18 protein-coding genes, 2 tRNA genes and 3 rRNA genes are annotated in these 24,268 nt (G+C 40.5%); 10 read left to right on the forward strand and 13 right to left on the reverse strand.

Translation table 11 applies throughout. From position 1 onward, the window contains the following. Positions 1 to 49 precede the first annotated feature (49 nt). From QZL88_RS08060 to QZL88_RS08075, 4 genes are all read left to right on the forward strand, one after another. Positions 50 to 796: a CDP-alcohol phosphatidyltransferase family protein gene (locus QZL88_RS08060; protein WP_296939951.1), complete on the forward strand. Its 747-nt coding sequence runs from the start codon at positions 50 to 52 to the stop codon at positions 794 to 796. 4 nt (positions 797 to 800) lie between these two features. Continuing rightward, complete coding sequence (locus tag QZL88_RS08065) at positions 801 to 1,736, forward strand: phosphatase PAP2 family protein (RefSeq protein ID WP_296939952.1); 936 nt, start codon at positions 801 to 803, stop codon at positions 1,734 to 1,736. Between the two features lie 43 nt (positions 1,737 to 1,779). Next, positions 1,780 to 2,607 (forward strand): lysophospholipid acyltransferase family protein, encoded by an 828-nt coding sequence (locus QZL88_RS08070; protein ID WP_296939959.1) that lies wholly within the window; start codon positions 1,780 to 1,782, stop codon positions 2,605 to 2,607. A 191-nt stretch (positions 2,608 to 2,798) separates the two neighbouring features. Then, entirely contained in the window at positions 2,799 to 3,227 is a 429-nt protein-coding gene (locus tag QZL88_RS08075) for a hypothetical protein (RefSeq protein ID WP_296939961.1), read from the forward strand. Positions 3,228 to 3,349: 122 nt separating this feature from the next. Here QZL88_RS08075 and QZL88_RS08080 read toward each other — a convergent pair whose 3' ends face one another. Further along, positions 3,350 to 3,886 carry a hypothetical protein gene (locus QZL88_RS08080; RefSeq protein ID WP_291109417.1) on the reverse strand — a complete coding sequence of 179 codons (537 nt, stop codon included), beginning with the start codon at positions 3,884 to 3,886 and terminating at the stop codon, positions 3,350 to 3,352. Positions 3,887 to 4,219: 333 nt separating this feature from the next. Here QZL88_RS08080 and QZL88_RS08085 point away from each other — a divergent pair, with 333 nt between their 5' ends. After that, positions 4,220 to 4,945 carry an HAD family hydrolase gene (locus QZL88_RS08085; protein WP_296939969.1) on the forward strand — a complete coding sequence of 242 codons (726 nt, stop codon included), beginning with the start codon at positions 4,220 to 4,222 and terminating at the stop codon, positions 4,943 to 4,945. Between the two features lie 223 nt (positions 4,946 to 5,168). Continuing rightward, positions 5,169 to 6,464: an inositol-3-phosphate synthase gene (locus tag QZL88_RS08090; protein WP_296939970.1), complete on the forward strand. Its 1,296-nt coding sequence runs from the start codon at positions 5,169 to 5,171 to the stop codon at positions 6,462 to 6,464. Between the two features lie 76 nt (positions 6,465 to 6,540). Here QZL88_RS08090 and coaA read toward each other — a convergent pair whose 3' ends face one another. Then, a complete protein-coding gene (coaA, locus tag QZL88_RS08095; protein ID WP_296939971.1) occupies positions 6,541 to 7,482 on the reverse strand; it encodes a type I pantothenate kinase in 942 nt (313 codons plus the stop codon). A 424-nt stretch (positions 7,483 to 7,906) separates the two neighbouring features. On the opposite strand from coaA, the gene QZL88_RS08100 reads away from it, so the two are divergent. After that, positions 7,907 to 9,226 (forward strand): TldD/PmbA family protein, encoded by a 1,320-nt coding sequence (locus QZL88_RS08100; protein ID WP_296939972.1) that lies wholly within the window; start codon positions 7,907 to 7,909, stop codon positions 9,224 to 9,226. A gap of 3 nt (positions 9,227 to 9,229) precedes the next feature. Continuing rightward, the gene (locus tag QZL88_RS08105; RefSeq protein WP_296939973.1) at positions 9,230 to 10,681 is read left to right on the forward strand and encodes a family 10 glycosylhydrolase; all 1,452 of its coding nucleotides are present in this window, start codon (positions 9,230 to 9,232) and stop codon (positions 10,679 to 10,681) included. Here the strand turns inward: QZL88_RS08105 and folK are convergent. The 6 genes from folK to QZL88_RS08135 all read right to left on the reverse strand — a co-directional run bounded on the left by folK (position 10,678) and on the right by QZL88_RS08135 (position 14,982). After that, complete coding sequence (folK, locus tag QZL88_RS08110) at positions 10,678 to 11,163, reverse strand: 2-amino-4-hydroxy-6-hydroxymethyldihydropteridine diphosphokinase (RefSeq protein WP_296939974.1); 486 nt, start codon at positions 11,161 to 11,163, stop codon at positions 10,678 to 10,680. The two genes, QZL88_RS08105 and folK, sit on opposite strands and share 4 nt — an antisense overlap. Further along, entirely contained in the window at positions 11,164 to 12,213 is a 1,050-nt protein-coding gene (queA, locus tag QZL88_RS08115) for a tRNA preQ1(34) S-adenosylmethionine ribosyltransferase-isomerase QueA (RefSeq protein ID WP_296939975.1), read from the reverse strand. It abuts the gene before it with no gap. Positions 12,214 to 12,280: 67 nt separating this feature from the next. Beyond that, positions 12,281 to 12,970, reverse strand: coding sequence for a tRNA pseudouridine(55) synthase TruB (gene truB, locus QZL88_RS08120; RefSeq protein WP_296939976.1), 690 nt, complete (start codon positions 12,968 to 12,970; stop codon positions 12,281 to 12,283). Then, positions 12,970 to 13,821 carry an undecaprenyl-diphosphate phosphatase gene (locus QZL88_RS08125; protein WP_296939977.1) on the reverse strand — a complete coding sequence of 284 codons (852 nt, stop codon included), beginning with the start codon at positions 13,819 to 13,821 and terminating at the stop codon, positions 12,970 to 12,972. The genes truB and QZL88_RS08125 overlap by 1 nt, the downstream gene beginning before the upstream one ends. A 20-nt stretch (positions 13,822 to 13,841) precedes the next feature. Continuing rightward, on the reverse strand, positions 13,842 to 14,099 hold the full coding sequence (locus QZL88_RS08130) for a DUF3098 domain-containing protein (protein WP_006801434.1): 258 nt from the start codon (positions 14,097 to 14,099) through the stop codon (positions 13,842 to 13,844). Between the two features lie 4 nt (positions 14,100 to 14,103). Further along, on the reverse strand, positions 14,104 to 14,982 hold the full coding sequence (locus QZL88_RS08135) for a permease-like cell division protein FtsX (RefSeq protein WP_296939978.1): 879 nt from the start codon (positions 14,980 to 14,982) through the stop codon (positions 14,104 to 14,106). A 616-nt stretch (positions 14,983 to 15,598) separates the two neighbouring features. On the opposite strand from QZL88_RS08135, the gene QZL88_RS08140 reads away from it, so the two are divergent. Beyond that, positions 15,599 to 16,675 carry an aldose epimerase family protein gene (locus tag QZL88_RS08140; RefSeq protein WP_296939979.1) on the forward strand — a complete coding sequence of 359 codons (1,077 nt, stop codon included), beginning with the start codon at positions 15,599 to 15,601 and terminating at the stop codon, positions 16,673 to 16,675. A gap of 205 nt (positions 16,676 to 16,880) precedes the next feature. Further along, positions 16,881 to 18,107: a glycoside hydrolase family 88 protein gene (locus QZL88_RS08145; protein WP_296939981.1), complete on the forward strand. Its 1,227-nt coding sequence runs from the start codon at positions 16,881 to 16,883 to the stop codon at positions 18,105 to 18,107. Between the two features lie 522 nt (positions 18,108 to 18,629). Here the strand turns inward: QZL88_RS08145 and rrf are convergent. The 5 genes from rrf to QZL88_RS08170 all read right to left on the reverse strand — a co-directional run bounded on the left by rrf (position 18,630) and on the right by QZL88_RS08170 (position 23,965). Continuing rightward, positions 18,630 to 18,738: ribosomal RNA gene (gene rrf / locus QZL88_RS08150) — 5S ribosomal RNA — on the reverse strand. A 176-nt stretch (positions 18,739 to 18,914) separates the two neighbouring features. After that, a 23S ribosomal RNA gene (locus tag QZL88_RS08155) occupies positions 18,915 to 21,803 on the reverse strand. A 185-nt stretch (positions 21,804 to 21,988) separates the two neighbouring features. Continuing rightward, a tRNA-Ala gene (locus QZL88_RS08160) sits at positions 21,989 to 22,062 on the reverse strand. A 103-nt stretch (positions 22,063 to 22,165) separates the two neighbouring features. Further along, a tRNA-Ile gene (locus QZL88_RS08165) sits at positions 22,166 to 22,239 on the reverse strand. Positions 22,240 to 22,438: 199 nt separating this feature from the next. After that, positions 22,439 to 23,965: ribosomal RNA gene (locus tag QZL88_RS08170) — 16S ribosomal RNA — on the reverse strand. Together the 16S, 23S and 5S rRNA genes with 2 tRNA genes alongside form the textbook arrangement of a ribosomal RNA operon. Positions 23,966 to 24,268: the final 303 nt, after the last annotated feature.

Below are 24,268 nucleotides of genomic sequence, written 5' to 3' on the forward strand. Positions count from 1 at the left end.
TTGCTGTATGCACAACTATATATAAACCTTAAAAAGTGGAAGAATAAGAATGAAAGCTAGAGATATTGCTCAACAAATAATTTATAAAATTATTGACCCTCTTGTCAGGGGGATGGTAAAGATTGGTATAACCCCCAATTTTATTACAGCCACGGGATTGATCCTGAATGTCGTAGCTTGTATTATTTTTATTTGTGGTGCTATGCGGGGGAAAGTCTTTTTCGGACATACCTATGGCCATGCAGGAGATCTATCGTTCGTTGGTTGGGGCGGATTCGTCATTTTATTTGCCGGACTATTCGATATGATGGATGGACAGGTTGCCCGTGTTGGCAAGATGAGTTCACGTTACGGAGCTTTGTTCGACTCGGTGCTTGATCGTTACAGCGAATTAGTCGTATTGTTCGGTATTTGCTATTACCTGATTTTGCAAGGCTATTTCTTCAGTTCATTATTTGCATTTATTGCCCTCATCGGATCCATGATGGTAAGCTATGTACGTGCCCGCGCTGAAGGATTAGGGATAGAATGTAAAGGAGGATTCATGCAGCGTCCCGAGCGTGTGGTGACTATTGCTCTGGGATGTATACTCTGCGGCCTGTTCGGATACTTCTTCCCTGATTATCGTGTTGCTGTGCCTCACAAAGAAAGCATTCCTTTGTTTGAACCAATACTAATAATGGTGGTTCCGATCGCTTTTGTTGCCATATTTTCAAATATCACAGCTATTAACCGCCTGAGACATTGCAAAAGAGTGTTGCAGGAACAAGACAGAAAAGATAAAGCAGGAGAATAAATAAATGAAGCTACAAATTTCCTTACCAACTCTGAGAGAGAGCGTTATTGTTGTTGGGATAACCATACTATTTTCTATATTGACAAGTATATTTGTAGGGCTTCGTCCCGAACATTTCCTCTTGATCGCCCTTTTTCTCTTGTTGTTTTTCGTTAATACTAAAACCCGCAAATTAGCTGTAGGATTATTGCCATTTCTCATATTCGGCATTTCTTACGACTGGATGCGTGTTTACCCTAACTATCTGGTAAATCCGATAGATGTAGAGGGATTATATAATCTTGAAAAAGCATTATTCGGGATTACTGTAGATGGAGCAGTACTTATTCCTTGCGAATATTTTAATCTACATACAACTGCAATCGCCGATTTCCTTGCCGGAATTTTTTATCTGGGCTGGGTACCCGTTCCTGTCGCATTCGGTCTGTATTTGTATTTCAAAAAAGACAGGGATATGTTTCTCCGCTTTGCGATGGTCTTCCTTTTTGTCAATTTGCTTGGCTTTGCCTGTTACTATGTTCATCCCGCGGCACCACCTTGGTATGCGATGAATTACGGATTTGAGCCGATATTGAATACACCCGGCAATATGGCCGGCCTGGTTCGTTTCGATGAACTGATAGGTTTCCCTTTATTTAATTCTATCTATGGACGTAATGCTAATGTATTTGCGGCAGTTCCGTCCCTGCATTCGGCATATCTGGTAGTGGTGCTCTTTTATGCAGTAAAGAAGAAATGTAACTGGGGCATTCTGTCCGTTGTCACAATATTCTTAGTAGGTATATGGTTTACAGCAGTATATACATCTCATCATTATATTATAGATGTATTGCTAGGTATCCTTTGCGCAGTTGTGGGAATTGCCTTGTTCGAATTTGTATTGATGAAGCTGAACGGGTTTAAATCATTTTACAGCAAATATCTTAATTATATAAAGTAAGTTACGGGAGGTTCACAGCCGGCTGATAACTGAAAAAAGGCGTATGAAAGAGAAATTAATAAGCAGGGATATGATACAAAGCCTGCATCCTATATTGAGAGGACGCTTTGGAAACGTCCTTACAAATATTGTATTTAGTGTGGGAGGACTAAATAAGGTAAATGCTATTTACGATGCCTCCAAACAGTATACAGGTCTTGAATTTGTGAATGATATGCTCGACAAAATGGGGATCATCCGCAAATATGAGAATTATGAAGTTCTCGACCAGTTTAAAGAAGGACCGTTCATCACAGTTTCGAACCATCCAATAGGTCATATAGATGGAATAATAGCTATTAGTACAGTAGCAGGTAAACGCCGCGACTACAAGATGATGGTAAATTGGATGCTGAGCCAGATAGACACGATGGACGAGCATTTTATCGGAGTCAATCCTTATGCTAAAGGAAATAAGATGAAAGATCTGAAATCGAGTCTGGGAGGTGTAAAGCAATGCCTGGAACATTTGCATGACGGACATCCGTTGGGGCTGTTTCCGGCAGGAGGTGTATCAACCAATCATCTGACTAAGACCGAAGATCGTGAATGGCAACCAACTGTTCTTAAATTGATAAAGAAAGCAAAGGTCCCGGTCATTCCTATGTATATAGATGGAAGCAATTCGTGGATATATCGCACATTAGGATTTATAAGCTGGAAAATAAGGACTATACGTCTATTACATGAAACGACTAACAAAAGAGGTAAGACTATTTATGTACGTTTTGGTAAACCGATTTCGGTTGAGGAGCAAGCCAAATTCACAGATATAAAAGAGTTTGGCGAATTTCTGAAAGCACAGACTTATGCTATGAAGAAGAAAAGATAATTGAACGTATTCCGGCATACTCTTCGACATTAAGATATAAAGGCATCTGAGAAATCAGGTGCTTTTCTTTTGGTTAAATGCAATGTCAAAATATCAAGCTCTTTTCATAAAGGTTTTGAAAAAATTGCTAAATTTACAAAACTTTAAATCTCTAATTATGAGACTTTTATTTTTTTTGTATATTTATCTTCATGTCTATTCATTCCTTTGCCCAAGAATTTGACAAACAAAACATATACTATCAAGCTCTGAAATCGCATTTTGAATATATTGAGGAGCAACATGGCAAACGTCCTGATTTATGGAGAATGGCAAGTATATATTATATTGAGGAGGATTTTATTACAACTAAAGGATTTCCTGATTTTGTTGATAAAAATAAGATTCAAGTTCTATCATTGTCAGATATCAAGGAAAAAACAAAAAATAAGAAGTCTATCAATTTATTAGCTGTACGACCTGCACAATGGGAAGAAGGTAAAGTGATTATAAATGTAATAGAATTCTCAGTATCAAGGAAAGGAAATAATTACTCTTATCTTAATTTGATGGATGGGACATCATATCAGATAATTTATAATTCAAATACTAAACAATATTCTTTAATACCCATCAAATAGAAATCCTCAAACATTATTGTCTGAGGATTTTAAAATTTCATGGAGCACAGCACCAAAGTATCGAATCCTTTTTATGAGGATTTTGAGAAAATTGTTAGCTTTATGGAGAATTTATAGGTACATCATATAATTTTTTTACGTTGTATCTCATCTGCAATTCCTCGTAATTCTGTAGATATAGCATCAATATCCTGATATGCTTGGACTATATTTAGTTCTGTAAGTGATATATTGAACTTTTCAGGTACTCTATTCATATAAAGGATTTCAACATCTATATTACCTTGATATTTTGTTTCCGCCCAATATTGACTTATGATGACATCTTTATATCCATTTGGTTCTATTAATAATCTTATTTCATTATTTATTTTTTCTTCTACATTAAAATGCCATTCAAGCTCATTGGGTGGAGTCTTAATTTTTATCTTGGGAATAACATCATGAGCTGTAACATTAGATATGTTTTTAAATCGCAAAATAATATATCTGTTTTGTCTTAGGATTAATGGTACTATTTTAGGGGTATTTTGTTCTTCCCATTGCCTTTTTAACTCAGAAACTTGTTCTTTGTTTTGTCTTAAACTCCAAAACGTGGCAAACGCCATAAGTAAAGTAGCAAAAGCACTAATTGCAACAAACCAATCTTGTATTTCCATGATATTTTTTTCCAAAGATAAAATAAAAATCCCCAACATTTCTGCCTGAGGATTTATTTCGTGGAGTAATCCGGACTCGAGCTACAAAATAAATATCAGATTATCTGCTTTATTTTCCATCTATCTTTATCTATATTATCGAACAAGTAAAAGCAACGGGATTCACTAAAAAGTAACACTCTGAAAAGACTTTAATTATGTTACCTTTGTTACCTTTTTGAAATAGTTATAAGTTACTTCGCCTTGCAGGCAGTTACAAGTTGTTAACTGATAACTGTTGACTGTTAACTGAAAAAAGTGTTACCTTTGTTACCTTTTAAGATTTGAAAAAGAATGTTGGATATAAGTAAAATAAAAGGAATAATCTTCGACTACGGAGGCACTATCGACAGTAATGGAAAACATTGGGCCGAAGTGCTTTGGGTTGCGTATGTGGATAATGGAGTGCCGGTTTCGAAAGAACAGTTTCGTGAAGCTTATGTCTACGCCGAGCGTTATCTGGCTACACACCCCGTTATTGAAGCAGAGGATAACTTTTTTATATTGCTTAGAAAAAAGATAGATTTACAGGTAGATTACTTAATTAATAAAGGTTTTTTACCCGAAAATGATAAAACAAAGGGCTATAGCCTTGCTATTTCGACACAATGTTATACCTTTGTCAGGGGCTTAATAGAAAAAGAGAAGCCCTTGCTCGGAATATTGAAGAGTCGTTATCCTATGGTATTGGTCTCTAATTTCTATGGAAACGTACAATCTGTTTTGAGCGATTTCGGATTACTGGATTATTTTGATGATATAATTGAATCTGCTGTTGTTGGAGTAAGAAAGCCTGATCCTGCTATATTTGGATTAGGAGTCCAGAGCCTGGAAATTCCGGCTTCTTCGGTAGTGATTATCGGAGATTCTTACACAAAAGACATCGTTCCCGCCCGCAGCCTTGGGTGTCATACTATTTGGCTCAAAGGTACAGGATGGGAAGAGGATGCCGAAGATGCAACAGCCGACCTGATTATAGATGATTTCATAGAGTTGAAATCAGCTTTTCAGCTAGATTGAAAAGTAGTACTTATTTTTTTGATGATATTATAGTGCCAGCTGTATTGTTGCTACCAATAATGGAAGTTGCCGGGCGAATGCTTTGTGATGGAAAATATCGGGTTGGGATAATAAAATGATAGTGAGGGTACACTTGATGCTATTCTATTATATGTTGTCTGATGAGACAGCAGAATTTAATGTAAGCTGCGGGTTGCAGTATAACTTAAAATTTTAATTAAAAATGGGAAAAGTACAAGTAGGAGAAGCCAAGGGAAAACTTGGTATTCTTACAGTAGGAGTTGGAGCTGTTGCTACAACTTTCATGGCAGGAACGTTGTTAACACGTAAAGGACAAGGAGTTCCTGTAGGGTCAATCACTCAATTGGCTACAATGCGCTTAGGGAAAAGAGAAGAAAACCGCTTCCCTAAAATCAAAGATGCAGTGCCTTTGGCTAATCTTAATGATGTCGTATTCGGCGGATGGGACATTTTTGAAGAAGACGCTTATGAGGCTGCTAAACATGCAGATGTTTTAACTAAAGAAGACTTGGACAAGGTTAAAGATGAAATGTCAGCTATCAAACCGATGAGAGCTGTATTCGATCAGGACTTTGTAAAACGCTTGCATGGTACTTGGGTAAAATCGGCTCCTACCAAATGGGAATTGATGGAACAAGTAAAACAAGACATCGAGAACTTCAAAAAAGAAAATAATTGCGATCGCATCGTAGTTATCTGGTGCGGTAGTACAGAAGTGTTCACTCCTCTGGGTGAAGTACACAAAACACTTGCAGCTTTCGAAAAAGGGTTGAAAGAAAACCACAAAGACATTGCTCCTTCAAACGTGTATGCATATGCTGCAGTATCTATGGGTATACCATATATCAATGGTGCGCCTAACCTGACTGTAGACATACCTGCAATGTGGGAACTGGCTGCAAAAACCCAGACTCCGATATGTGGAAAGGACTTCAAGACAGGTCAAACAATGTTGAAGACTGTATTGTCTCCGATGTTCAAGACCCGTATGCTTGGTCTTAACGGATGGTTCTCTACAAACATTCTTGGTAACCGCGACGGTGAAGTTCTTGACGATCCGGGTTCATTCAAAACAAAAGAAGAATCGAAACTTTCGGTTATCGACAACATCCTTCAACCGGAACTTTATCCTGAACTTTACGGTAATGTTTACCACAAGGTTCGTATCAACTATTATCCGCCTCGCAACGACGACAAAGAAGGATGGGATAATATCGACTTGTTCGGATGGTTAGGTTACAAAATGCAGATGAAGGTAGACTTCCTTTGTAAAGATTCTATCCTTGCAGCTCCTCTTTGCTTAGACCTTGTTCTATTCTCAGACTTGGCCAAACGTGCAGGAATGAGCGGCATACAAGACTGGTTGTCATTCTACTTCAAGAGCCCTATGCACGAGCCTAGCAAGGTTGCAGAGCATGACTTGTTTATCCAATATGTGAAGTTAAAAAACACACTTCGTCAGATGATTGGAGAAGAAACAGTAGACTTTATCGACTAATTCTTACCAGAGATAAAATGAGAAAGAGGCATCTATACAGATGCCTCTTTTGTATGTATTAACCCTGTGATAAGACTTATTTTCTTAATCTTACATAATCCACAGCATGCCCTTCCCCCTTGTGAAGTATCAGACTGGCACGCTCACGTGTAGGGAGAATATTTTTACGCAAATTTTTGCGGTTTATTTCCCTCCAAATGGTTTTAGCGGTGTTGATCGCATTCTTATCCGCTAACTTTGCAAAGCTGTGAAAATACGAATCAGGATTCGTAAATGCTCCTTTCCTGAACTTCATAAAACGGGAGATATACCATTCCTCCAATTTCGGTTCATCAGCATCTACATAAATCGAGAAATCAACAAAATCGGAAACGAATATACGAGGCTTCTCATTGGGATAGTCCATTCCACTCTGAAGCACATTCAGACCTTCCAGGATAAGTATATCCGGCTGGTCTATAACCTGATATTCGTTTGGAATAATATCATAAATAAGATGTGAATACTTGGGCACCTTTACATTTCTTTTCCCTGCTTTCAGATCGGTGACGAACTTCAATAAAGTCTTTATATCATATGATTGAGGAAAGCCTTTTTTGAGCATAATGCCCTTTTCTTCTAATATCGCATTCGGATACAGGAATCCGTCGGTAGTTATCAGAGATACACGGGTGTTTTCTTTCCAGCGGCTAAGCAACGCCTGTAATACACGGGCGGTAGTGCTCTTACCCACCGACACACTGCCTGCAATACCTACGATAAACGGTACTTTCATCGATTTTTGATTGAGGAACTTTGTCAGTACCGACTGGCGACTGGTACGCGCATTGAAGTAATAGCTCAATAATCGGGAAAGGGGTAGGTAAATATCTTCTACTTCATCAATGGAAAGCTCGTAGTCGATACCTTGCAGGGTCAATAACTCTTCGTATGTGAGCGTCATCGGTTCCGAGTCGCGAAGAGCAGCCCATTGATTACGGGAAAACTGAATGTAAGGGCTCGAAGGAAATGTTTCCATTCTTTTATTTTTAGAATAAGAATGCTACAAAGGTAGAAAAACTTACAAGTTATGAGTTATTATAACCGGAGTATTTTATCTATAGGTAAAGCTTATGGCTTTGGAGTTCTTTGAAGTATTGGGATAAGTAATAAGTTGAAAGTTATATGAGATACGAGTAGACAAGACACAAATTGTTTACTGCTACAGTAAAGCCACTTATGCGATAGCCAATGCTAATGGCTAATAGCTAAATAGCTAAAAGCTGAAATATGTGTTACTTTTGTTACCTTTTCAAAATAGTAAGTATTGAACAAAAAGTATAAAGGAGTTCTAATTGTTAACTGATGACTGATGACCTGCGAGCCAATTATTAATTTTTCATTCTTAATTATTAATTGCTTTATCTTATTCTGTGTATTTTTGCATGTGAAAACATTATAATATGATTACTGAACAACATAAAGATACTGCGCAATGGGCCATGCGATTTGCTTTGCAAAACGGATGCCAGGCTTCACGTGTTTCGATTATCACGGCAAACAACAATTCGTTTGAATACCGTAATACGCAACTGGACAAATTGCACCAAAGTTCTGAAAACAAATTGTATATCGAATTTTTTATCGATGGCAGATATGGTACATTTTCTACCAATCGCATAGAAAAGTCAGGGTTGGAAACATTTATCAAAGAAGGAATCATTTCCACTAAATATCTGGCCAAGGATACCTTACGCCAACTCCCAGATTCTGACAGGTATTATAAAGGAGGCAGCGACGGATTGGACTTATATGACAACTCATTTGAAAGCATCAGTACCGATAAAAAACTGGATATAGCCGGGCAAGCGGTTGAAGAAATATATGAATCGGATAAACGTATTATCTCCATCACTTCATCATATGATGATGGTGTGGGTGCTGAATACATGATTGCCAGCAACGGATTTGAAGCAGAAAGTATAGACTCGGCCTTCAACCTGACAGTAGAGGTTGCCCTGAAAACAGACAGCGATGCCCGGGCCGAATCTTATTGGTTCGATAGTTCTATCTACTGGGATGATCTGAAAAAGACCGGAATAGGAAAGACAGCGCTAGAGAGGTCGCTACGGAAAATAGGCCAACGGAAAATCAAATCGGGCAGATACGATATGCTGCTCGACAACACCACCGCATCACGTTTATTTTCTCCAATAATGGGAGCGATGTATGGAACAGCATTGCAACAAAAGAATTCGTTCCTGTTAGATAAACTCGGACAGCAGATTGCATCCGACAAGCTGACAATCATTGACACTCCGCATCTTGCACGTTCGTTTGGCGCCAGATGGTTTGATGGCGAAGGAGTCGCCACCAAAGAGCGTATTATCATAGACAAAGGTATATTACAAACATACTTCATAGACACATACAACTCGCTAAAAATGGATATGGAGCCTACAATAGCTTCGCCATCCATTATACAAACTACACCGGGAAGCCAAAATTTTGACGGATTATTACAATCTGTGCAAAAAGGGATCTGGATAACAGGCTTCAATGGCGGCAACAGTAACCCTACAACAGGCGACTTTTCATTTGGCATAGAGGGTTTCCTTATCGAAGGCGGTATAGTAACCACTCCTGTAAGCGAGATGAACATTACAGGCAACATACTTGTTCTATGGAAAAATCTTGCAGAAGTAGGAAATGACCCGCGTGAAAGTTCGCCATGGCGGTTACCATCCCTCTTGTTCAGCGATGTAAATTTTAGCGGATTATAAAGCATGAAATTATTCAGATTACTATCAATATTCTTTTTATTTCCATTATCGATCTTTGCACAAGTTCCTTCCACTGAAGTAAGGGCCGCATGGCTTACGACCAACTGGGGGCTGGACTGGCCTAAACAAGGAACCAGCGTAGATGCACAGAAAAAGCAATTAAGAGATATTCTTGATCAGTTGCAAGAAGAACATTTCAATGTCGTGTTATTTCAGGCACGTGCACAGGGACGTGTGTTCTACAGGTCTAAGATAGAACCTTTGAGTACCTACTTTAATCAGGCGGAAGGTTTCGACCCATTGGCCTTTGCCATTGAGGAGTGCCATAAAAGAGGTATGGAATGTCATGCCTGGCTTGTGACTTACACGATGGATAAAGCTAAGATGAAATACACAGGAAAAGGTAAAAGACGGAGGGGCACTGTAGTCAAAGACAAACCCGATTACTACAAAGAAGTCCACGGAACCTGGTATCTCGATCCCGGAAGGCCTGAATCAAAAAAGTTAGTTTCATCCATTGTAGACGAAATAATAAAGAACTACGACGTTGACGGCATACATTTCGATTACATACGCTACCCCAGTAATACTCAGAAGTTCCCCGACGATGACACCTTCAAGAAATATGGTAATGGGAAAAGTTTGCACGACTGGCGCAGAGACAATATAAACCAATTAGTGGCGGATATTTACGACAATGTAAAAGCAATTAAACCTTGGGTGCAGATAAGCAGTTCTCCTCTGGGACGGTACCAGGTATTGCAGCATGTGGCACCCAATGATGGCTGGACAGCTTATGAAACCGTCTTCCAGGACGCAGGCCATTGGATGAAAAGTGGAAAGCACGACTTGGTATTCCCTATGATGTATTACAAAGAGCACCGCTTCTATCCATTTCTCGACGATTGGGTGGCAAACAGCAACGGACGGATTGTTGTGCCGGGATTAGGAGTTTATCAGATGGATGAGCAGAACTGGTCGTTAGAGGATATCCTGAACCAGATGAAATATACACGGGACAATAATGTAAAAGGACAGGCGTACTTCCGTACCGGAAATATTCTAAGCAATCTGAAAGGGGTCAGGGATTCTATCCGGACCTATTACCCTACCCCTGCTAAATTGCCGCCTTTGACATGGCTGGATAATATATCTCCAAACTCTCCTGTCATTACACAAGTATATAAAGATCAGGGTTATCTGCTTATAAAATGGGATGCTCCCGATAGTAGCGAAACTTATACATATAATATATATGCTTCTCCTACAGAAGAAATAGATATAAATAATTCCCGCAATATATTGGTTACGGGCTTACGTACCAACAGCTACTCGTTTCCGGTAACGGTCGGTGAATTCGGGTTCCATTATTTCGTTACAGCCTCTGACCGATATCACAACGAGAGTGTACAGTCGTTTCCTGCATACTTTGTACATTCAGAAGAAGAGCATTAATCCAGTTCGGTCTTGAGCTGATTGATTGTCTTATGCAAAACAGGATGGATATAATCTCCCGCGATCTCTGCTAAAGGTAATAGGACAAAAGCTCTTTCATGCAGGTGCGGGTGCGGTAAGATCAGTTTTTCATTGGCATACACCTTATCGTCGAATAATAAGAGGTCGATATCGATTATCCTGTCGGCATAAACTTTATTTTCCGATTTGGTAGTACGTCCCATTTCTTTCTCGATTTCCTGTGTCCGTTGTAACAGTTCCATCGGGCGCAATCTGGTCTTTACTTCGCATACTGCATTCAGAAAGCGGTTCTCCGACTCAAAACCTACAGGTACGGTAACGTAAAAAGCGGAAGTGGTAATAACTTCACCAATCCGCTCTTCTATTCTGTTTATTGCATGATTAAGGTTCTCTCCTCTGTCTCCCATATTCGAGCCCAGACCCAAGAATACATCATGCTGAATTTCTTTATCCAGTAACATTTAGATTATAAGCATTGCATCACCATATGTACCGAAACGATACTTTTCTTTCACTGCCATATCATATATATCCATAATACGGTCGTATCCACCAAAAGCGGCTGTCATCATCAACAGTGTAGATTGAGGCAAATGGAAGTTGGTTACCATTGAATCGGCTATACCAAAATCGTATGGAGGAAAGATGAATTTATTGGTCCATCCTTCATTGGTTTTCAAATGCCCGTCTGTACTTACAATGGTTTCTATTGCGCGCATTACGGATGTACCCACTGCACAAACACGATGTCCTGCATCTTTTGCCCTATTTACATGCATGATGGCTTCTTCGGTAATCTGCAATTGCTCCGAATCCATCTTATGCTTGGTCAAATCTTCTACATCGATATCCCGATAGTTACCCAAACCTGAATGCAACGTAATGTATGCAAAATCAACACCTTTAATTTCCATACGTTTAAGCAGTTCACGGCTAAAGTGTAATCCGGCTGCAGGAGCAACCACTGCACCTTCATTCTTGGCAAAGATAGTCTGGTAACGGTCTTTATCGTCGGCTTCTTCACCTCTGTTCAAATATTTAGGTATAGGAGTTTCCCCTAATGCATAAAGAGCCTTACGGAACTCTTCACTAGGCCCATCGTATAAGAAACGAAGCGTACGTCCGCGCGAGGTTGTATTATCAATAACTTCGGCTACCATAGAGTCATCGTCGCCAAAGTATAATTTATTTCCGATACGGATTTTACGTGCAGGATCTACCAATACATCCCACAAGTGAAATTCTTCATTCAGTTCCCTAAGTAAAAACACTTCGATAGTAGCTCCGGTCTTTTCCTTATTCCCGTACAAACGGGCAGGAAAAACCTTCGTGTCGTTAAAGATAAATACATCCTTATCATCGAAATATTCGATAATATCTTTAAAAACCTTATGCTCAACTTCTCCGGTCTTGCGATTGACAACCAATAAACGGGATTCATCCCTGTTTTTCGCAGGATGAGAGGCTATCAATTCCTCAGGCAAATCAAACTTGAATTGAGAAAGTTTCATATTCTATATATAAATTAATTTAGTTTCTATTATAATCTACAAACATACAAGGATATATCCTGATATCCTAATCCATAAGGGCGTCTACCACTTCATCTATCTGTTCTCCGGGAATGCACTGATCGAGAGTAACATCTCCTATCCGGGTACGTTCCAAAGCTGTCAGATGTCCCCCTGAGCTTAAAGCCAAGCCGATATCCCTTGCCAATGCCCTTATATATGTGCCCTTGCTGCACACTACCCTGATCTTTATCTCAGGCATAGTATAATCAAGAAGTTCAATTTCATCTATTGCCAGCAGTTTAGGCTTCAATTCAACCTCCTGCCCCTCGCGTGCAAATTCATAAGCCCTTTTTCCCTCTACCTTACAGGCAGAATATGTAGGGGGTACCTGCTGAATCTCTCCGATGAACCGTATCAATATCTGATTAACCAACTCTTCGGTTATATGCTCTGTAGGATAGATTCCGTCAACTTCCGTTTCTAAGTCGAAAGACGGAGTCGTCTCCCCTAGTCTTATGGTTGCAATATATTCTTTGGTCTGATACTGGAATGTTTCTATCAGCTTGGTCTTTTTTCCGGTGCAGATAATCATCACTCCTGTAGCAAGCGGATCTAGTGTTCCGGCATGACCCACTTTTAGTTTCTTAACCCCCAATCTGCGACAAAGCTTGTTCCGCAATTTTCGTACCAAATCAAACGATGTCCAATTAAGCGGTTTATTTATGTATAAGACCTCTCCTGAAATAAAATCCATTAAATGATAGTTAATTCATGTCCCGAAAGCAATAGAGCCAACAGGATGCCACCAACAATAATACGATACCAGCCAAATAGTTTAAAGCCGTATTTAGTTACAAAACCAATAAAGAATTTGATAGCCAGTAGTGCTACTATAAATGCAACCACATTACCGATAACCAATACGCCTATATTATCTTTTAACAGTTCAAATCCTGTATCGGACATTATCAGCTTCAGCAATTTATAACCTGTTGCAGCAGCCATAGTAGGAACAGCCAGGAAGAATGAGAATTCGGCCGCATTCTTACGGCTGAGCCCGCGGCTCATACCTCCTACAATAGTAGCCATAGAACGGGATACACCCGGTATCATCGCTATACACTGATAACAACCTATTATAAAGGCATTCTTATATGTAATCTCCTGCTCTCCTTCTTCAGGACGGTTAAACCACTTATCTACAAACAGCATAAGGATACCTCCTAAAACAAGCATAATGGATACAACCAATACACTCTCCAGCAGTTCGTCTATCATATCATTAAAAATGAATCCTAATATGGCAGCCGGGATGAATCCCATCAGTAATTTCCAGTAGAACTCATATTTATATAAAACATATTTTAGAAAACCTGTATTTTCAGATTCGGGAACTTCCCTAAAACGAAAAAAACGTTTCCAATATAATACAATTACCGACAAGATGGCTCCAAACTGGATAATTACGGTAAAAGCCTTTACAAACTCGTTACTCTCTACTCCCAAAAGACTTTGGGCGATAATCATATGTCCGGTAGAAGACACAGGAAGAAATTCGGTCAGGCCCTCTACAATAGCAATAATAATTGCTTCAATAATGCTCATTATAAATTATAGTTTTGTGATTAGTCGCGTTCTTTCTTCTCGTCAGCCAATTCCTTCTTACGAGGATATAGAATGCCCACAATCATGAGCAGAAAGCCTGCAAAACAAATCATCGGCGCCACAACGATTCTCCTTGCACTGAAAATATCCGGTTCAAAACCGCCTTCAACACTTGATGCAGGTCCTGTCATCAATATAAATCCTACAATGATGAGAACAACAGATACTGCACAAATGATGTAATTCTGTTTGCCAAATGCAAAATCTTTCTTATCCATATTTTTAGACGTGATAAAGTTTATTCGTTGTCATTCTTAAATACCTGTTTACTGCAGATATTGTAGCAAGAACGGTAATTAATATTCCCAGAATCAATACAAGTCCATATACAATCAGTAATTCGGTCATTGTTACAATTGATATGAGTTCGGGATATTCATTCGTAAAGTAGTATATAACCCCTGTTATGGCTACATTAGCCAAAATAGCAGCTATTATACCAGAAACAACCGTACTCATTATAAACGGACGCCTGATAAAACCATTCGTTGCCCCAACGAGTTGCATTGTATTAATTAAGAAACGCTTCGAATATATATTTAATTGTATTGTATTCCTTATTAATGTAAAAGATATAAGAATAAGTATAACGGCCAATACAAGAAGGATAGAACCCACCTTCGACAGGTTCTGATTAGCCGACGCGATATCCTCTTCTTTAAAAGACAAGCCTTTGGTCAATTTGAAATCCTTAAAGCTGGCTTCAACTTTTTTTATACTGTCTGTATTTACGTATTCCGATTTGATAAACACATCGAAATAACTCCGCGAAGGGTCATAACCTAGCACTTCTTCCGGATCTCCACCCAGATCATCCACCAGTTGTTTCTTAACTTCTTCCTTACTTATGTAAGTTGTTGATTTAACATAGGGGTTGGCCTCTATTTTATCCTTCGTTTTCTGAATAGTAGCGGCGTCCATATTCCCGGTCAATTCGATAGACATCCCCATATTTTCCTTAAAATATGCAGCCAAACCTTTTCCGGTGAAGGCCACTAATATAGTCAGTCCCAACAAAAAAAGCACAAGAGTGATACTTATAGTAGATATTACTCCTGAGGTAAATAAAGATATTGTTCTAGGTTGCCGTTTATCAGACATCTGTACAGAGACAATTAAAGGTCACAGACCTGTTTGTTATTTTGCATGCAACAACATTAGTTATGATTAAGTAATGCTGCATAAATAGTCCTCATTCCGAAATAGTCCTTACATGCGGGCACAACGCACCCAAATTCGCTGCAAAGAAACAAAATAAAAGCATGTATTAGAACTATTTTTGTTTTTTTTAATAAATAAGACTTCTTTTTGCTGAAATATATAATTCATACCTATTAGGAAACAGCCCAAACTGTCTATTTGTTTTAATAATCAGGCTTATTTTTTATACTACTTGTTGATATATGTATTTTATCATACTACTTTTATCTATAAGATACCGACTACCAGCTTTTAGAAGTTAGCCGATAACTCTTTAAATATTTAAATTCAAATTTTAAAATTGATATAGAAACTAGAAAAAGGTGTCAAGTTTGTAAACTTTTAGAAAGGCCGGGATCTTTTTTATATTTCATTTTTTTAATAAACATTCCCTTATATGCACAAAAAGAGGCAATGGATTCGTTAAAATATTATTGTATATTTGCGTTTAACAATTAGTATAGGGCATATATTCCTAACAACTATAAGTGACATATTTAACTAACGAAATAATATCATGCAAACAAATGAAACCAAATCGGGGCTAACCCCGGCTAACTTCTCGGGCAAAGTAGACGGAAAAGATGTACAAATGTATGTTCTTTCCAATAACAAAGGGGCTGAAGCAACCATTATCAATTACGGTGGAAAAATAGTATCGCTTTCTGTTCCCGACAAAAACGGAAAACTAACAGATGTCGTACTGGGACATAATAATCTGGCGGAATACCTGAATTCGGAGGAACCATATTTCGGTGCGGTCTGCGGACGTACGGGAAATCGTATAGCAAAAGGACAGTTTACACTAGATGGTGTGACATATAAGCTGGCTATAAATAACGGGCCTAACAATCTGCATGGCGGATTGAAAGGATTCAATGCCGTAGTATGGGATGCTAAACAAATTGATAATCAAACATTAGAATTAAAATATCTCTCAAAAGACGGTGAAGAGGGATTCCCTGGCAACCTGAATGTAAAAATGACTTATACACTTACAGATAATAATGAATTTTCAATAGATTACGAAGCCACCACTGATAAAGCGACTATCCTTAATCTGACGAACCATTCATATTTCAATCTGTCGGGAGAAGGAGATCCGAGCATAAACGATCATGTACTGATAATGCACGCTTCTAATTACCTCCCTACGGACGATACAGCTATCCCATATGGTAAACCTGAGGCTGTAGTAGGCACACCATTCGACTTTACTACTCCTCATGCGATTGGAGAAAGAATAGAAACTGACTTTGAACAGTTACATTTTGGCAAAGGATATGACCATACTATGATATTGGATAAAAAGGAAGGAGAATGTGCTTTGGCTGTAGAATGCTATTCACCAAAAACAGGTATCCGGATGAATATATCTACGTCCGAACCAGGTGTGCAAATATATACCGGAAACTGGATGACCGGGAACTTCGAGGGTAAACACGGACATCGTTATCCTATGCGTGCTGCTGTTTGCTTCGAAACTCAGCATTTCCCTGACAGTGTTAACAGACCGGAATATCCTAGCGTAATACTACGTCCGGGAGAAGTATTCAAAAGTAATACTATACATGCATTTTCTGTAAAGAAATAATCCTCATTCATATTAATAATACTACAGCAGGTGGTAGTGAATACGCTGCCACCTGTTTATTTTATAAGCAAAAAAATATTTAACGCAACCTTTTAGTCATAACTAATTATTGCCGTTTCAGGCATGAAAGCAATAATTAATAATCGACAGTGCAAGACGAATCAAATAGATCTTTAACCTCAGACTATACCTAAATCGTATTATAATGAAAGTATTCTCTTATATATTTTTTATATCCGTTTTGTGCATTGGTATATCCTGTACTGATAGTAAAAAGAAACAGTTTATCGAAGAAAATACTGTTTTTGCGACACATCAAACTTCAGATATGCTAAGGAATATTGGTGAACCGGACGGCAACAACTATCCGAGAACTACGAATAAAGAAGGTAAACTGGTAACAACAAGTATGTATGACTGGACTCCCGGATTCTTTCCCGGTTCTCTATGGTATTTATACGAGCTATCTGGGGATTCTGTGTGGAAAAACAATGCTGAGAAATGGACCACCAGTCTGGAACCCTTAAAAACATTCACTGCCCACCATGATCTCGGGTTCATGATGTATTGTAGCTACGGGAACGCCCTTAGGCTGGCTCCTAAAGATGAATATAAAGAGATCATCATACAAAGTGCATATTCGCTGGCAACCCGTTACAGTGAGAAAACCAAAGCAATAAAGTCATGGAACTATCACAGATCGTGGGACGGAGAGGAATCTCATTTTCCTGTTATCATAGACAATATGATGAACCTCGAATTATTACTTGAAGCCTCAAAGTTGTCAGGAGATAAAAAACTATATGATATTGCTGTGGCACATGCAAATACAACTTTGAAAAATCATTTTAGAGATGATTACAGCAGCTATCATGTTGTTTGCTATGATTCGCTTACCGGGGAAATACACCATAAAGTTACGGCACAAGGCTTTAGCGACAATTCGACTTGGGCCAGAGGTCAGGCATGGGCAACATATGGCTTTACTATGATGTATCGTGAAACGAAAGACCCGGCTTATCTCGAAGCTGCTATTAAGATTATGAATTTCTATCTAAAACACCTTCCCGAAGATTTGGTTCCTATTTGGGATTTTAATGTAGGACAGAAAAGTTATATACCAAAAGGGAACTCCTATGCAGTGGAATTTCAAGCAAGCTTAAAAGATGCATCCGCTGCAGCAATAGCATGTTCAGCTTTGTTCGATCTGGGCAATTTCTCGAAGAATCAGGATTATACAGATACAGCCATAAATATGTTGAAGAATTTGGCTTCTCCTTCATACAGGGCACAATCAGGAACAAATGGTGATTTTCTGCTTATGCATTGTGTCGGAAGTATTCCCCACCATTCAGAAATTGATGTTCCATTAGTTTATGCTGATTATTACTTTCTGGAGTCATTAGTTAAATATAAGAAGCTATCACGTTAAATAAGTTATCTCACAACCCAAAATAAGCCTGAGATAAATGGATTTATTACAGGCTTATTTATCTATATATATGAGCAGGTAGAATCTGAACCTATCGGCTTTCGTCCTTTGATAAATTGAGTTAGGGGTTAAGGTTTTAAAGCAGGGAAAAAGTGTTACATATGTTACTTTTTAACTGGTAGTATGTTTTAGTTATAAGCCGTTGGTATTTGTTTTTTGGTAAAGGCTAATTAGCTCCGCTGACTGCTGGTTGTTACCTTTTAACAAGTAGTAAGTATTGAGTAATAAGTTGAAAGTTATATGAGACACGAGGTACAAGTTGTTAACTGCTAACTGTTGACTGTTGACTGAAATATGTGTTACTTTTGTTACTTTTTAGATGAAAGTCTTCGGGGATACTGATATTCATCGGTATGGTTTCTGCGATATCCTACAGTGCTTAATTCCGTGGGGGCATGTACTCACAGAGCGACAACAACAAAAAAGTCCCACACTATATCTAGTGAAGGACTTCTCTTCTTAAAACGGCGGTAACCTACTCTCCCACTTGCGCAGTACCATCGGCACGACCGGGCTTAACTTCTCTGTTCGGAATGGGAAGAGGTGGAGCCCCGGTGTTATAACCACCTGAATGCTTTTTATAGTGGATAGTTGATAGTGGACAATGGTTTATATGTAACTGTCAACTCTCAATTTTCAACTATATTGACTGATGTAAAAGAGTAAGTATTGTTATGATTATTGTCTAATATAGCAAACCTCTGGTTTGTTGTTCGGTGCCAGTTTACTACGGTGAGTCTACTGGCACCATTGAAAGCGTCCGGGCAATTAGTACTACTCGGCTATGACATTGCTGCCTTTACACCTGTAGCCTATCTAGGTCGTAGTCTACAACCACCCTTAATGGATATCTTATCTTGAAGTCGGCTTCGTACTTAGATGCTTTCAGCACTTATCCAATCCGGACTTAGCTACCCGGCGATGCTCCTGGCGGAACAACCGGTAGACCAGGGGTCCGTCCAACACGGTCCTCTCGTACTAGTGTCAGATCTCCGCAAATATCCTGCGCCCACGATAGATAGAGACCGAACTGTCTCACGACGTTCTGAACCCAGCTCGCGTGCCACTTTAATGGGCGAACAGCCCAACCCTTGGGACCTGCTCCAGCCCCAGGATGTGACGAGCCGACATCGAGGTGCCAAACCATTCCGTCGATATGAGCTCTTGGGAATGATCAGCCTGTTATCCCCGGAGTACCTTTTATCCTTTGAGCGATGGCCATTCCATACTGAAACCACCGGATCACTATGCTCTAGTTTCCTACCTGATCGACTTGTGGGTCTCTCAGTCAAGCGTGCTTATACCATTACACTCTACGAACGGTTACCAATCGTCCTGAGCACACCTTTAGAAGCCTCCGTTACTCTTTTGGAGGCGACCACCCCAGTCAAACTACCCACCATACACTGTTCCTGCATCCGCAGGTTAGATTCCAAACAATTAAAGGGCCGTATTTCAAGGTTGGCTCCACAAGTACTAGCGTACCCGCTTCATAGCCTCCGGCCTATCCTACACATCAAGTGCCCAGAATCAATGTAAAGCTATAGTAAAGGTTCACGGGGTCTTTTCGTCCCATCGCGGGTAATCGGCATCTTCACCGATACTACAATTTCACCGAGATCACAGTTGAGACAGTGTCAAGATCATTACACCATTCGTGCAGGTCGGAACTTACCCGACAAGGAATTTCGCTACCTTAGGACCGTTATAGTTACGGCCGCCGTTTACTGGGGCTTCAATTCAATGCTTCTGATTGCTCATGACATCTCCTCTTAACCTTCCAGCACCGGGCAGGTGTCAGGCTATATACGTCTTCTTTCAAATTTGCATAGCCATGTGTTTTTGTTAAACAGTTGCCTTGACCTATTCTCTGCGGCCAGCCGTGAAGCTGGCACCCTTTATCCCGAAGTTACAGGGTCATTTTGCCTAATTCCTTAACTGTGAATCGCTCGAGCGCCTTAGTATTTTCAACCCGACTACGTGTGTCCGTTTGTGGTACGGTTGCTATATAGATTAGCGTTTAGCGGTTTTTCTAGGCAGTCTGTTTACCTGCATTATCTACGCTCCCGAAGGATTGTAGTACTATCAGTTTCAACTCTCACGGCGGATTTGCCTACCGTAATCAACGTCTACTTCCTTTAACCAAGTAATCCGTCACTTGGCAGCAGTGTCACTCCTGCGTCCCCACATAACTCTAGATAACAGTACCGGAATATTAACCGGTTCTTCCATCGGCTTCGCCGTTCGGCTACACCTTAGGGTCCGACTTACCCTGATCCGATTAGCGTTGATCAGGAAACCTTAGTCTTTCGGCGAGGGGGTTTCTCACCCCCTTTATCGTTACTTATACCTACATTTGCTTTTCTACACGCTCCAGAAAGGCTTACGCCTCGCCTTCAACGCTGAGTAGAATGCTCCCCTACCGATAATATTTTATCCCATAGCTTCGGTAACATGTTTATGCCCGATTATTATCCACGCACGACCACTCGACTAGTGAGCTGTTACGCACTCTTTAAATGAATGGCTGCTTCCAAGCCAACATCCTAGCTGTCTTAGTAGTCATACTTCGTTAATTCAACTGAACATGTATTTGGGGACCTTAGCTGATGGTCTGGGTTCTTTCCCTCTCGGACATGGACCTTAGCACCCATGCCCTCACTCCCGGTATTAACTTATGCCCATTCGGAGTTTATCTGGACTTGATAGGCGGCGAAGCCCTCGCATCCAATCAGTCGCTCTACCTGACATAAGTAATTCGCCGAGGCTGCACCTAAATGCATTTCGGGGAGTACGAGCTATCTCCAAGTTTGATTAGCCTTTCACCCCTACCCTCAGGTCATCCGAAAGCTTTTCAACGCTTACCGGTTCGGTCCTCCATTTGGTGTTACCCAAACTTCAACCTGCCCAAGGGTAGATCACTTGGTTTCGCGTCTACTCCTACTGACTAAAGCGCCCTGTTAAGACTTGCTTTCGCTTCGGCTGCGTACATCTTTGTACTTAACCTTGCCAGTAAGAGTAACTCGTAGGTTCATTATGCAAAAGGCACGCCGTCACAATTTAATGCTCCGACCGCTTGTAGGCACATGGTTTCAGGGTCTCTTTCACTCCTCTGTTCGAGGTGCTTTTCACCTTTCCCTCACGGTACTGGTTCACTATCGGTCTCTCAGGAGTATTTAGCCTTACCGGATGGTCCCGGCAGATTCACACAGGATTTCTCGTGTCCCGCGCTACTCAGGATACTGCTAGGCTTCGGATATGATTCGTATACGGGATTATCACCCTCTATGATCGTTCTTTCCAAAACGTTCTACTTCAAATCGTTCTTGCCACAGCGCAGTCCTACAACCCCGGTATTGCCTAAACAATACCGGTTTGGGCTCTTCCCATTTCGCTCGCCACTACTTTGGGAATCATTTTTATTTTCTTTTCCTACGGGTACTTAGATGTTTCAGTTCCCCGCGTTTGCTCACTACATACATAGTGTAATATCCTCTTCGGATATTGGGTTGCCCCATTCGGAAATCCACGGATCAAGGGTTATTTGCACCTTCCCGTAGCTTATCGCAGCTTATCACGTCCTTCTTCGCCTCTGAGAGCCTAGGCATCCCCCATGTGCCCTTTCCTACTTTCTTTTTTTCTATCTAATAAACTCCCCGAAGGGGGCTTATTAGCAGGGTTTGATAGATTATATCATAATCTAACTTTACTTGCTCTTTTTTTACATCATGTCAAAGATCGTTTTTCTAATTGAGAATGGATAGTGGATAGTTGACAGTTCTTTTTGTCAATTATTAATTGTCAATCCTCAATTGAAAGTGTGGAGAATAACGGATTCGAACCGTTGACCCCCTGCGTGCAAGGCAGGTGCTCTAGCCAGCTGAGCTAATCCCCCGTAAGGTAATTAATAATGATGAATTAATAATTAAGAATTGGTTTTTACCGTTATTGTTAATTGTTAACTGTTAATTATTAATTGCGATGCCTCTGCATTGCGGTAGTCCCAGGCAGATTTGAACTGCCGACCTCTACATTATCAGTGTAGCGCTCTAACCAACTGAGCTATAGGACTGGCGGTTCTGCCTGAAACTGATTGCCAGCTTCTTGGTTTCTCTTGGTCAGTGAACAGTGAGCAGTGAACAGTTAACAGTATATTTAAACTCTAACCCTCTACCTACTCCCGTAAACTGAGTATATCTTAAAACAACAACATCATTTAAGAGTGCAGCACCTTTTTTTAAAGGTCTACCCAACTCGAACAGTATCTCCAGAAAGGAGGTGTTCCAGCCGCACCTTCCGGTACGGCTACCTTGTTACGACTTAGCCCCAGTCACCGGTTTTACCCTAGGACGCTCCTTGCGGTTACGCACTTCAGATACCCCCAGCTTCCATGGCTTGACGGGCGGTGTGTACAAGGCCCGGGAACGTATTCACCGCGCCATGGCTGATGCGCGATTACTAGCGAATCCAGCTTCACGGAGTCGAGTTGCAGACTCCGATCCGAACTGGGAGTGGCTTTGGAGATTAGCATCTTGTCACCAAGTAGCTGCCCTTTGTACCACCCATTGTAACACGTGTGTCGCCCCGGACGTAAGGGCCGTGCTGATTTGACGTCATCCACACCTTCCTCGCATCTTACGACGGCAGTCTTGTTAGAGTCCTCAGCTTGACCTGTTAGTAACTAACAATGTGGGTTGCGCTCGTTATGGCACTTAAGCCGACACCTCACGGCACGAGCTGACGACAACCATGCAGCACCTACACATCTGCTATTGCTAGCTTACAAGTTTCCTCGTAATTCAGATGCATTTCAAGCCCGGGTAAGGTTCCTCGCGTATCATCGAATTAAACCACATGTTCCTCCGCTTGTGCGGGCCCCCGTCAATTCCTTTGAGTTTCACCGTTGCCGGCGTACTCCCCAGGTGGATTACTTATCGCTTTCGCTTAGTCACATACGGTATATCGCATACAACTAGTAATCATCGTTTACGGCGTGGACTACCAGGGTATCTAATCCTGTTTGATCCCCACGCTTTCGTGCTTGAGCGTCAGTTATAGCTTAGTAAGCTGCCTACGCAATCGGAGTTCCTCGTTATATCTAAGCATGTCACCGCTACACAACGAATTCCGCCTACTTCATCTATACTCAAGACTCCCAGTTTCAACGGCAGTTCCAACGTTAAGCGTTGGGATTTCACCGCTGACTTAAAAGCCCGCCTGCGCACCCTTTAAACCCAATAAATCCGGATAACGCTCGCATCCTCCGTATTACCGCGGCTGCTGGCACGGAGTTAGCCGATGCTTATTCATCAGGTACATGCAATAAGTTACTCGTAACTCTTTTTATTCCCTGATAAAAGAAGTTTACAACCCATAAGGCAGTCTTCCTTCACGCGATTTGGCTGGTTCAGGCTCTCGCCCATTGACCAATATTCCTCACTGCTGCCTCCCGTAGGAGTCTGGTCCGTGTCTCAGTTCCAGTGTGGGGGACAAACCTCTCAGTTCCCCTATCCATCGTTGGATTGGTGAGCCGTTACCTCACCAACTTCCTAATGGAACGCATGCCCATCTACAACCGATAAATCTTTAACAAATATTCCCATGCGGGACCCCTGTTTTATGCGGTATTAGTCCGAATTTCTCCGGGTTATTCCCCTGTTGTAGGTAGGTTGCATACGCGTTACTCACCCGTGCGCCGGTCGCCATCTAAGTATTGCTACTCTCTGCTGCCCCTCGACTTGCATGTGTTAGGCCTATCGCTAGCGTTCATCCTGAGCCAGGATCAAACTCTTCTTTGTATATTCTTTTTTTTAAGTCTTTTGATCCTGTTCAAGCTTTTTTTATTACTATTGGGTAATAGTAATTGACGGTAGCACCTTTTTTAACTATCTCTAGTTTTTTCGGATCTTTAATTTAATAAAAACCCAAATTGTGTACTACACTCTATAATGTTGTTATTTCATTTCCTTCAAAGACCTCTCTCTTTCCCTACGCAAACACCCTTCTTTAAGCGTGCCCTTTAGTGGTAAAGCGGGTGCAAAGATATGTAAAGTTTTAGTATCATTCCAAATATATTAGCAATAATTTTTCAATAAAATTTA

The sequence above is a fragment of the uncultured Dysgonomonas sp. genome, from assembly GCF_900079725.1.
Lineage (GTDB): Bacteria > Bacteroidota > Bacteroidia > Bacteroidales > Dysgonomonadaceae > Dysgonomonas.

Coding starts and splice junctions, on each gene's coding strand:
- QZL88_RS08060 (WP_296939951.1), top strand. CDS start 50: ATGAAAGCTAGAGATATTGCTCAACAAATAATTTATAAAATTATTGAC.
- QZL88_RS08065 (WP_296939952.1), top strand. CDS start 801: ATGAAGCTACAAATTTCCTTACCAACTCTGAGAGAGAGCGTTATTGTT.
- QZL88_RS08070 (WP_296939959.1), top strand. CDS start 1,780: ATGAAAGAGAAATTAATAAGCAGGGATATGATACAAAGCCTGCATCCT.
- QZL88_RS08075 (WP_296939961.1), top strand. CDS start 2,799: ATGTCTATTCATTCCTTTGCCCAAGAATTTGACAAACAAAACATATAC.
- QZL88_RS08080 (WP_291109417.1), bottom strand. CDS start 3,886: ATGGAAATACAAGATTGGTTTGTTGCAATTAGTGCTTTTGCTACTTTA.
- QZL88_RS08085 (WP_296939969.1), top strand. CDS start 4,220: ATGTTGGATATAAGTAAAATAAAAGGAATAATCTTCGACTACGGAGGC.
- QZL88_RS08090 (WP_296939970.1), top strand. CDS start 5,169: ATGGGAAAAGTACAAGTAGGAGAAGCCAAGGGAAAACTTGGTATTCTT.
- coaA (WP_296939971.1), bottom strand. CDS start 7,482: ATGGAAACATTTCCTTCGAGCCCTTACATTCAGTTTTCCCGTAATCAA.
- QZL88_RS08100 (WP_296939972.1), top strand. CDS start 7,907: ATGATTACTGAACAACATAAAGATACTGCGCAATGGGCCATGCGATTT.
- QZL88_RS08105 (WP_296939973.1), top strand. CDS start 9,230: ATGAAATTATTCAGATTACTATCAATATTCTTTTTATTTCCATTATCG.
- folK (WP_296939974.1), bottom strand. CDS start 11,163: ATGTTACTGGATAAAGAAATTCAGCATGATGTATTCTTGGGTCTGGGC.
- queA (WP_296939975.1), bottom strand. CDS start 12,213: ATGAAACTTTCTCAATTCAAGTTTGATTTGCCTGAGGAATTGATAGCC.
- truB (WP_296939976.1), bottom strand. CDS start 12,970: ATGGATTTTATTTCAGGAGAGGTCTTATACATAAATAAACCGCTTAAT.
- QZL88_RS08125 (WP_296939977.1), bottom strand. CDS start 13,821: ATGAGCATTATTGAAGCAATTATTATTGCTATTGTAGAGGGCCTGACC.
- QZL88_RS08130 (WP_006801434.1), bottom strand. CDS start 14,099: ATGGATAAGAAAGATTTTGCATTTGGCAAACAGAATTACATCATTTGT.
- QZL88_RS08135 (WP_296939978.1), bottom strand. CDS start 14,982: ATGTCTGATAAACGGCAACCTAGAACAATATCTTTATTTACCTCAGGA.
- QZL88_RS08140 (WP_296939979.1), top strand. CDS start 15,599: ATGCAAACAAATGAAACCAAATCGGGGCTAACCCCGGCTAACTTCTCG.
- QZL88_RS08145 (WP_296939981.1), top strand. CDS start 16,881: ATGAAAGTATTCTCTTATATATTTTTTATATCCGTTTTGTGCATTGGT.